8 protein-coding genes are annotated in these 10,204 nt (G+C 65.8%); 4 read left to right on the forward strand and 4 right to left on the reverse strand.

Translation table 11 applies throughout. From position 1 onward, the window contains the following. Positions 1 to 493 precede the first annotated feature (493 nt). The 3 genes from typA to dtd all read left to right on the forward strand — a co-directional run bounded on the left by typA (position 494) and on the right by dtd (position 4,137). Positions 494 to 2,305, forward strand: coding sequence for a translational GTPase TypA (gene typA, locus VLR48_RS09445; protein WP_325291542.1), 1,812 nt, complete (start codon positions 494 to 496; stop codon positions 2,303 to 2,305). A 243-nt stretch (positions 2,306 to 2,548) separates the two neighbouring features. Next, positions 2,549 to 3,499 (forward strand): prolyl aminopeptidase, encoded by a 951-nt coding sequence (gene pip / locus VLR48_RS09450; RefSeq protein WP_325291543.1) that lies wholly within the window; start codon positions 2,549 to 2,551, stop codon positions 3,497 to 3,499. Positions 3,500 to 3,699: 200 nt separating this feature from the next. Continuing rightward, positions 3,700 to 4,137, forward strand: a complete 438-nt coding sequence (gene dtd / locus VLR48_RS09455) for a D-aminoacyl-tRNA deacylase (protein WP_325291544.1) — start codon at positions 3,700 to 3,702, stop codon at positions 4,135 to 4,137. A gap of 23 nt (positions 4,138 to 4,160) precedes the next feature. Here the strand turns inward: dtd and VLR48_RS09460 are convergent, their stop codons facing one another. Then, positions 4,161 to 6,623: a penicillin acylase family protein gene (locus VLR48_RS09460; RefSeq protein WP_325291545.1), complete on the reverse strand. Its 2,463-nt coding sequence runs from the start codon at positions 6,621 to 6,623 to the stop codon at positions 4,161 to 4,163. Between the two features lie 34 nt (positions 6,624 to 6,657). Beyond that, positions 6,658 to 7,224 carry a hypothetical protein gene (locus VLR48_RS09465; RefSeq protein WP_325291546.1) on the reverse strand — a complete coding sequence of 189 codons (567 nt, stop codon included), beginning with the start codon at positions 7,222 to 7,224 and terminating at the stop codon, positions 6,658 to 6,660. Between the two features lie 153 nt (positions 7,225 to 7,377). Between VLR48_RS09465 and hemF the strand changes: the two genes are divergently transcribed. After that, on the forward strand, positions 7,378 to 8,310 hold the full coding sequence (gene hemF / locus VLR48_RS09470; RefSeq protein ID WP_325291547.1) for an oxygen-dependent coproporphyrinogen oxidase: 933 nt from the start codon (positions 7,378 to 7,380) through the stop codon (positions 8,308 to 8,310). Positions 8,311 to 8,452: 142 nt separating this feature from the next. Here the strand turns inward: hemF and VLR48_RS09475 are convergent, their stop codons facing one another. Both VLR48_RS09475 and VLR48_RS09480 read right to left on the reverse strand, forming a co-directional pair. Further along, a complete protein-coding gene (locus tag VLR48_RS09475) occupies positions 8,453 to 8,869 on the reverse strand; it encodes a DUF2384 domain-containing protein (protein WP_213460118.1) in 417 nt (138 codons plus the stop codon). A gap of 234 nt (positions 8,870 to 9,103) precedes the next feature. Next, positions 9,104 to 10,204, reverse strand: a 1,101-nt coding sequence (locus VLR48_RS09480) for a TGS domain-containing protein (protein WP_325291548.1), incomplete at its 5' end; no start/stop codon positions are given.

The following is a 10,204-nucleotide window of genomic DNA, read 5'->3' on the forward strand; positions in this document are numbered from 1 at the left end:
GCATTTCTGCTCGATGAAGATCACGCAGGACGTGCGCGACTACGCCTTGGCGCATCGGCTCGACGACGTGGAGATCGCCCTCGAAGCGGGGATGCAGGAGAAGGCGAGCGAGTTCAGGAAGGAGGGGGCGCAGATCTACAAGCCGGTCTGAGCCGCGTCGAATCGCTCCCACCGCATGGCTCGATGAGGAGCGTGCCGCCCGGCCAAGCCGCTGATCGCGGAGGTAGGGTGGACAAGCGCAGCGTAGTCCACCATCGCCGGCGCGGGGTTCGGTGGACTTCGCTCTCGCTCGTCCACCCTACCGGCCGAGCCGCGTCGAATCGCTTTGACGTTATCGTGACTCGGGGGCTTGCGAGGCCGGTTGATTCGATCGCCGAATATTCATGGGCGTAGGGTATATACTCTCGGGCTGGCTCGACACCCGGATTTTCCGCTCGAACCGAACCCATCGCCCGACCCGACCCCCGACTTCATCTTCTCCGGAGCCCCACTCGTGATCGAGACGTTACGCAATATCGCCATTATCGCCCATGTCGATCATGGCAAGACCACGCTGGTGGACAAGCTGCTGCAGCAATCCGGGACGCTCGGGGATCGCTTCGGACCGGTCGAGCGGGTGATGGACTCCAACGCGCTGGAGAAGGAACGCGGCATCACCATCACCTCCAAGAACACCGCCCTGCGCTGGCGCGACTACCGCATCAACATCGTCGATACGCCGGGCCACGCCGACTTCGGCGGCGAGGTCGAGCGCGTGCTCTCCATGGTTGACTCGGTGCTGCTGCTGGTCGATGCCCAGGAGGGACCGATGCCGCAGACGCGCTTCGTCACCAGCAAGGCGTTCCAGCATGGCTTGCGTCCGATCGTGGTCATCAACAAGATCGACCGTCCGGGTGCACGCCCGGATTGGGTCATCGACCAGGTCTTCGATCTGTTCGACCGGCTCGGCGCGAGCGACGAGCAGCTCGATTTTCCGATCATCTACGCCTCGGCCCTGAACGGCTATGCCGGGCTGGACAACGAGGTGCGCGAGGGCGACATGACGCCGCTCTTCGAGGCGATCGTCGAGCATTGCCCCGCGCCCGAGGTGGATCCGGATTCACCCTTCCAGATGCAGATCTCCACGCTCGACTACAGCTCCTTCGTCGGGGCCATCGCACTCGGGCGCATCCGCCACGGCAGCGTGCGACCGAACCAGCAGATCGTCGTGGTCAAGCCCGACGGCGGGCGTTACAAGGCCAAGGTCGGCATCGTCTACGGCTATCTCGGGCTTGAGCGCCACGAAGTACCGCTCGCCACCGCCGGAGACATTGTCGCCCTGACCGGGATCGAGGCTCCGAACGTCTCCGATACACTCTGTCACCCGGATCACGCCGAGGCCCTCCCACCGCTGACCGTCGACGAGCCCACGGTGACCATGACCTTCCAGGTCAATACCTCGCCCTTTGCCGGGCGCGACGGCAAGTATCTGACCTCGCGTCAGCTCAAGGACCGGCTCGAGCGCGAGCTCATCCACAACGTCGCCCTGCGGGTCGAGGAAGGCAACGACCCGGAGAAGTTCCGGGTCTCCGGACGAGGGGAGCTGCATCTGTCGATCCTGCTCGAGACCATGCGCCGCGAAGGTTACGAGCTGGCCGTCTCGCGCCCCGAGGTCATCTTCCGCGAGATCGACGGACAGATCTGCGAGCCTTACGAGCAGCTCACGGTCGACGTGGAGGAAACCTCGCAGGGCGCCATCATGCAGGCGCTCGGCGAGCGGCGCGGCGAGCTCAAGGACATGGTCCCGGACGGCAAGGGCCGGGTGCGCTTGGACTACGAGGTCCCATCGCGCGGCCTGATCGGTTTTCAGACCGATTTCATGTCCATGACCTCGGGCACCGGGCTGAAGTATCACATCTTCGACCGCTATCGCCCCGCCAATCCGGGCGGCATCGCACCGCGGCGCAACGGCGCACTCATCTCCAACGGCACCGGCAAGGCACTCGGCTACGCGCTCTTCAGCCTGCAGGAGCGCGGGCGCATGATGGTCTCTCCTGGCGACGAGGTCTACGAGGGCCAGGTCGTCGGGATCCACTCGCGCGACAACGACCTCACCGTCAATCCGCTCAAAGCCAAGCAGCTGACCAACATCCGCGCCGCCGGCTCGGACGAAAACATCCTGCTGACCCCGCCGGTGAAGTTCACCCTCGAGCAGGCGCTGGAGTTCATCGAAGACGACGAGCTGGTCGAGATCACACCTACGGCGATCCGAGTGCGCAAGCGTCATCTCACCGAGAACGATCGCAAGCGGGCGAGTCGCGGCTAAACCGCTGCTAAACCGCGTCGGGACCGACAGACGAGGCTTGCGTGCGGATTAGACCTCGTCGCAACAGCCAGCGACGGCGGGACGCGGTTTAGGTTGGTGAAAACGGAGACTCCAAGACCAGGCTATCCCGGTGCTGGGAGCTGACGGCTCTTTGCCAGGCCCAGGAGGGCCGCTGACGGCTGACGGCTGACGGCTGACGGCTGACGGCTGAACAGTAACAAATCACACCATCGAACAAACCCCATGCCCGATCTCTATCGCCCCGGCGAGCCCTTTGCGACCCATACGCTGGACGTCGACCACGATCACCGCCTCTATGTCGAGGAATGCGGTCGGCCGGACGGCATCCCCGCGATCTTTCTGCACGGCGGACCCGGTGCAGGTTGCGAGCCGGCCCACCGCGCCTTTTTCAACCCGGATCGCTATCGCGCGGTCTTGTTTGATCAACGCGGATGCGGGCGTTCGACACCCAACGCATCCCTGACCGCAAACACCACATGGGATCTGGTCGCCGACATCGAGCGGATCCGCGAGCGACTCGGGATCGAGCGCTGGCTGGTGTTCGGCGGCTCCTGGGGCTCGACGCTCGCGCTGGCCTATGCCGAGACCCATCCGGATCGCGTCACGGCGCTGGTGGTGCGCGGGATCTTTCTCTGCCGGGACGATGAGATTCGTTGGTTCTATCAAGAGGGTGCGAGCTGGATCTACCCGGACTATTGGGAGCAGTTTCTCGCCCCGATCCCGGTCGAGGAGCACGGCGATCTGCTCTGCGCCTATCACAAACGCCTGACCGGCGAGGACGAGACAACCCGTCTCGCCGCGGCGCAAGCCTGGTCGGTCTGGGAGGGCCGCACGGCGACGCTGCGGGCGAATCCGGACATCGAGGCGCACTTCGCCCATCCGCATGTGGCCTTGAGCTTGGCGCGGATCGAGTGCCACTATTTCATGAATCGGTCCTTCTTCCGGCCGAATCAGCTGCTCGAAGACGCCCATCGTCTCCGAGACATCCCGGGCATCATCATCCAAGGCCGCTACGACACCATCTGCCCGATGCGCTCGGCTTGGGATCTCCATCGGGCCTGGCCGACGGCCGAGCTGCAAGTGATTGCGGATGCCGGTCACTCGGCGTTCGAGCCCGGCATCCGCATGGCGTTGGTGGCGGCGACCGACCGCTTTGCAGATGAGCTTGGTTAATCCAAAATGAACACGTTCTTGTGATATGGCAACGAGAGCGTCGCGTTGAGCGCGACCCCGCCGGCCGTCGGGGCGATGGAAGAGGACGACTGCAAGTCGTCAATCCCTGGGGACGCGGCTTCGCGACGCTCGGCGGCATTGCTTCCGGCCGATCCTAGGCGCAAAAAACGAACGGCGTGTCGCTCCGGACGCCATTCAGCATGATCGGTTTACTGCAACGTGTTTCCCGTGCGCATGTCGATGTCTCGGGCGAGAGGATCGGCAGCATCGAGCGCGGCCTGTTGGTTTTTGTGGGCGTGCAGCGGGGCGATACGACCGCCCGCGGAGAACGTCTGCTGGAGCGTCTGCTCGGTTATCGGGTCTTCCCCGACGCCGCCGACCGCATGAACCTCAGCCTGCGCGACATCGGCGGCGGGCTTCTCTTGGTGCCGCAATTTACACTCGCCGCGGACACCCGCAAAGGGACCCGTGCGAGTTTCACCTCCGCCGCGCCGCCGGAGGAAGGCAAGCGCTTGTTCGCCGACCTGGTCGTGCGGGCCCACGCGGCTCATCCCCGGGTCGCGACCGGGCGCTTCGGTGCCGACATGCAGGTCGGCCTGCTCAACGACGGCCCCGTGACCTTCTGGCTGGAAACCTAAAGACAACCCACGATCAAGCCCGATCAAAGACCCGGGGCCAGCGTCAAGACACCAGTCGTCTCTTGCTCGCTCGGCCCGTTCCAAGGCCAGGGATAGGTCCCGCCCGTCAACCAAGCATCGAGCTGGTCCGTTCGATGGCGCGAAAAGAGGTGCCCGGACTGGCCAAGCGGCAGCACGCCGCGGGTGCCTGCCCAGTCCGCGGGGGTGTAGACGACCCGCATCGAGGGGATAAAGACGGACGCCTCGGGTGCGAGCGGCATCGGTTTCATGACGTTCACCGTATCCGCATGGCCGCCCACGCCGATCGGGCCCACGTTGAAGAGACTCCCGACCAAGGGCAAGGTCCCGAAGGCGTGCGGGAAGGTCAGGGTCCGAATCCGGTCCAGACGCGCATCCTGCGGATTGCCGATACGGTCATCGAGATCCGCCTTGGCGGCCTTGAGCGCCCGCGCCCAAATCTCGGCCGGGCCCTCCGTCCATCGCGTCGTCACATCGTCCCAGAAGCTCGACCGGCCGCTGCGGAGCATCTCCTGCAGGGGGCTGTAGGCGAACATGGCCATCGCCGTCATGGCTTCGAGGTCCTCCCCGAGCTCATCTTCGTAGAGCGCCCTGTAGAGCGCCGGTTCGAGCAGGGCAAAGAAGGCCGCCGACCGGCTGGACCCCGCCATGTCGCCATCCCAGTCGAGCAGCTCGTTGGCGGCGATGTTCCAGGCGGCCTGATCCACCGCCTGCAGATCGATCTCGATTGCGCGCAGGGCGGCTTGGGCCAACCGTGCCTGGGTGCTCACGCGATCGGTTTGAATCTGCGCCATCGCCTCGGGCGTCAAGGGACCGGCTGCATCGAGCCTCTCGGCGATGCGCTCGGCGCGAAAGGGCGCCATCCAGGCGTTGCTGATGGTCACCGGATACTCGATCGGGACGATGCGGTTGTTGGCGGTGATCAAGGCCGCCCCGGGCGGATCGACGCGCCGCGGGTTGCGCATCTGGGGCACGAGCCCCTGCCAGGCATAACCATCCACCCAACCCGGCGACGGAAAAGCGCCCGAGCCCTTGCCGCGCTGCGGCAGGACCCCACTGACCTGTAAGGCGATGCCGCCGTCGCGGTGCGCCGACATGAGATTCAGGACGACGTGCTTGAACTCCAGGATGGCCTCGCCGGCCTGCTCGAGCGTCTCGGCCTGGTTGAGACGCAACAGCCCGGCGAAGGCGCGATCCGGGAGATCGTTGGTCTCGCGCAGGGCCAGCAGATGGGTTGTATCCAGGCTCGGCAGATCCATGGGCGTCTTGGTGATCGGGCCCAGGATGTCGTTGACGATTACGCCGTTGCCGGTCGAGCGGATGACCAGGTCGAGCGGTTCACCGCCCTTCACCGAGATGCGCTCGACCCGGGTCGCGATCGGCTCGGGCCGCCCGTCCGCACACTCGACGCTCTTACCGTCGGGCATGAGACGCTCGACGAAGATGTCCTGCGTATCGGCGATGGTACTGGTGAAGCCCCAGGCGAGATCACGATTGTGCCCGATCATCACCAGCGGGACACCGGGCAGACTCGCCCCGGCGACATGCAGATCCGGCGCGTTCAACTCCAGCATGTACCAGATCCCCGGCATTGAGCCGGCCAGATGCGGGTCGTTGGCGAGCAGGGCCTTGCCGTCCGCCGTTCGAGGCCCGTTTACTGCCCAGCCGTTGCTCGCTGCCGCGGGCAACGGCAGACCGAGCCGAGCAACGATCGACAGTACGGGATCGATCGTCGGCCCCTGCCGGTCGCCGCGCATCCGGGTCCGCCCCTGCTCCTGCGCCAATTCGCGCACCAGCTCGGGCGACACCTCCGGCGCCGGGATCCCGACATCGGTCGGGAAGAGCTCGCGCGCCCGCTCCGGACCGATGCGGGCCGCCAGACGCAGGAAGGTCAGCTCGGCACGCAGGTTGTAGGACTGGGTCCAGGCCATATAGCCGCCGATCAGGAGGCTATCCTGCGGGGTCCAGGGCGCGGGTTCGGCGCGCACGACCAGGTACTCGAGAGGCAGGCGACGCTCGGTCGTCGCCTCGACCCGATAGGCGTTCACGCCCGCCGCATAGGACTCGAGGAGAGACCTCTCCTCGAGGGTCAAGACAGCCAGAGCGCGCTCGGCCTCGCGATCGAGACCCATGGTGCGAAAGAAGCGATCCGCCGGCAGCACCAGGGCCCCGAACACCTCCGCCAGACGCCCGCCGGCGAGACGGCGCAGCAGATCCATCTGCCACATCCGCTCGCGCGCCACGACATAGCCCTGAGCGAACAGCAGGTCGTGGAGACCGTCGGCCTCGATCGTCGGGGTCGCATGCGGCCCGTAGCGAACGCGCACCGGGGCTTCGAGCCCCGGAATGGCCAGGCTACCCGCATAACTCGGCTCGCCGCGTTTCGCGATCCACACCAGGCCGGCGGCGCCCGCCAGCACGCCCACGACCAGGATCGCAAGGATGAGCAATAGGATCCGACGTGGCATGCGTTGAACCTGCGTTCGGTTTCCGGATGTCGGCTTACGGCGTCGTCGGAGCCGTCGGCCGGATCCCCTTCACGAATGCGACGAAGCCCTCGCGCTGGGCCGCAACCAGCTCCGCCGGGCCGTGCATCTGCGGGTAGAGGTTCCCTTCCGGCGACTCGACGACGCCGGCGAGGAGCATCCGATCCGCCTGCACCTCGTCGCCCGGCCCCATCCCGACGCTGCGGCCGTAGCTACCGCGCAGCTCGACCAGGGTGGCGGGAATCGTCTCGGTGCCGATCTGCGTCACGGTCGGCTCGACCGGTGCGCCGTCCGGGCCTTGGAACTGAGACTGCCAGCGCTCGATATTGGCATCCAGGGTCCCGCCTTGACCGGGTCCGAAGAAGTAGACGACGAACTCGGCACCGTCGCCGCCCTCGCCGCCGGGGGGCGCGGGAATCTTGAACTGGAGCTGGCGCATCTCGCTCTTGGGCGTCTCGGCGACCCAGGCATCCGGGACGGATGACTGATAGGTCAGAAAGGTGACGGCTTGATCGGCCGAGACAGTAGCCGAGCCGGCGAGCAGGACGGGGGCGATCAGCAGCGAGCGCAGGACGATGGACATCGGGTTGTCTCCTTATGGTGTTGTGGCTCGCGGGACTCGCAGGACCGAGGGTCCAAACAGGTCGAGCTCGGCGAGGGGGACCTCAACGGGTCAACATTCGGTACTATCCGACCAGCCATCTCATGATAACCGCACCTGCGAGGAGTTGCCGCGATGTCCGATCGACCCGACGCTGACGCCGTCAAGACCTATCTGCTGGACCTGCAGGACCGCATCTGCGAGGCGTTGCGCGAGACCGACGGCGGAGCAGGTTTCCGCGAGGACGCCTGGGAGCGTCCGGGCGGCGGTGGCGGGCGCACGCGCATCATGCAGGACGGGGCCGTCTTCGAGCGCGGCGGCATCAACTTCTCGCATGTCTTCGGTGAGCGCCTGCCGCCCACGGCGAGCGCGAATCGGCCCGAGCTGGCCGGGCGCGGCTTCCAGGCGATGGGCGTGTCCTTGGTCGTACACCCGCAGAACCCCTACGTGCCGACCTCGCATCTGAACGTGCGCTTCTTCATCGCGGAGCGACCCGGCGCCGAGCCGGTCTGGTGGTTCGGAGGCGGTTTCGATCTGACGCCCTATTACGGCTTCGAGGAGGACGTGCAGCACTGGCATCGCACGGCGCGCGAGGCCTGTCTGCCGTTCGGCGAGGACGTCTATCCGCGCTATAAGGACTGGTGCGACCGCTATTTCTATCTGAAGCACCGCGATGAGCCCCGCGGGGTCGGCGGGCTGTTTTTCGACGATCTGAGCGAAGGAGGGTTCGAGCACAGCTTCGCCTTCATGCGCAGCGTCGCCGAGGCCTATCTGCCCGCCTACCTGCCCATCGTGAATCGCCGCTGGGCCAAGCAATACGGCGACGATGAGCGCGCCTTCCAGAAATACCGACGCGGTCGCTACGTGGAGTTCAACCTGGTCTACGACCGAGGCACCCTATTCGGCCTGCAATCGGGCGGGCGCACCGAGTCGATCCTAATGTCGCTCCCGCCGGAGGTGAGCTGGCGCTACGACTACCGCCCCGAACCCGGCAGCCCGGAGGCCGAACTCTACGAGCGCTTCCTGAAACCACGCGACTGGCTTGCCGAGGAGGCGCCCGTGGCTTGATGCGGTCGAGCATGCTCGGGATCGGCAGGGTGGACAATCGCAGCTCAGCGCAGTCCACCGGCGCCGCCGCAGGGATCGGTGAACTTCGCTCTCCCTCGTTCACCGGTCGGTCTTCAATGAACCAGGCGGCAAAGGCGGCGGGTCAGCCCTTGCCGTATTCGGCCTTTGACCCCGTCATGTCCCAGGCGAAGGTGCAGTCCAGATGCGAGAGCACGGAGATGAGTCCGCTCTCCCCATCCTCGACCATCACGGCGATCGGCGCGCGTTTGTTGAACTGCTTGTTGGCGCGCTTGACCCACAGGTGACGCATCTCCGGGTTGCGCGGAAAATAGGTATGCAGCGCGTCTTCGATCCGCACCAGGTACGACAGCCGGCGATTGACCTGAGGATCGTCCGGGAAGCATTCCTCGTCCCGATAACGCGAGAGGTTCCGCGCCTTGATGCTGGCCGGCAGTTGAAGCAGCACCAGGATGTCGCTCGCACCGAGATTCCAGCCTTCCAGCAACGACATGATGCGGCGCGTGAGCGAGCAGCGCTCGTCCAGCGTGAGTTCGGACATGAGTCGACCCTTGTCTGAGGCACGCCCGAGGGCGCACTGTGTGGAGTGATCGCGGGCAGGACACTTTCCGACCGCGCATATGGTAAAGGAGGTGGCGCCGACGCCTTTCGGATGCAACCCGCAGCCCGACATTCAGGAGTGGGATCTCGGGATTGGAGCGCGGAAGATGGGTTTCGCGGCGCTCTACCCAGCCGGGAAGATCGACACGGGCTTGTGATGCGCGGGCCGGCCGCGTCAGCGCGGAATGCGGGTGATCCGCAGGACCAGCGGGATCTGTCTCAGGCGACGCATGATGCGCGCGAGATGGACGCGACCCTTCACGAGAATCAGGAATTCCAACGCCGTGGTCATGCCGTCTTTCTCGCGCGAGTGGACGTTCTCGATGTTCGAGCCCAGCTCGGCGATGGCCCCGGCGACCACCGCGAGCGCACCGCGTCGATTGCCGATCTCCACCCGGATCTCGGTCGGGAACTCGCCGTCCGGCTCCTTGGCCCACTCGACATCCAGACGTTTGTCGCGTTTGGTCTCAAGGCTGCCGAGGTTGCGGCATTCGCTGCGATGCACGACGATCCCGCGGCCCGGGCTGAAGAGCGCGGCGATGGTGTCTCCCGGGATCGGCCGACAACAGCGGGCGAAGCTCACCACCATCCCCTCGGTACCGCGAATCGCCAAGCGGTGGGGATGCAGGTCCTTGTCGGCCTGCATCGCCTGGGTCGCCTCGTCGTCGTCGCCCGCGGCCAGGCGACGCGCCACGAATGCGGCCAAACGATTGCCGAGCCCGATATCCCCGAGCAGGTCATCGAGCGTGCGCTGATTGGCCTCTTCCAGGTAGGCCGCGACTCGGATCGGATCGAGATTGTCCAAATTCACCCCGAATGCGCCGAGCTCCGCGCTCAGCAAACGCCGTCCCAGCACCTGGGCCTCGCGCTGCTTGAGGTTCTTCAGGTAGCCCCGGATGCTCGCGCGGGCCTTGCCGGTCACGACGAAATTCAGCCAAGCCGCATTCGGCTTGGCGCCGGGTGCGTTAATGATCTCCACCGTCTGGCCGCTGCGCAAATTCGTGCTGAGCGAGACCATGCGCCGGTCGATCCGCGCGGCGACGCAGGTGTTGCCGACATCCGAATGGATCGCGTAGGCGAAGTCGATGACCGTGGCACCCCGCTTCAGGGTCAGGATCCGGCCTTTGGGCGTGAAGACGTAGACCTCGTCGGGGAAGAGATCGATCTTCACGTGATCGAGGAACTCTACCGAATTGCCGGCCGCACGCTGCATCCATATCGAGATCCAGATCCGCACCGAGGACATGCAGCGCATGGCCGAGTCCGGGATCGCCGC

This window comes from Thiocapsa sp., from assembly GCF_035467215.1.
Taxonomy (GTDB): domain Bacteria; phylum Pseudomonadota; class Gammaproteobacteria; order Chromatiales; family Chromatiaceae; genus Thiocapsa.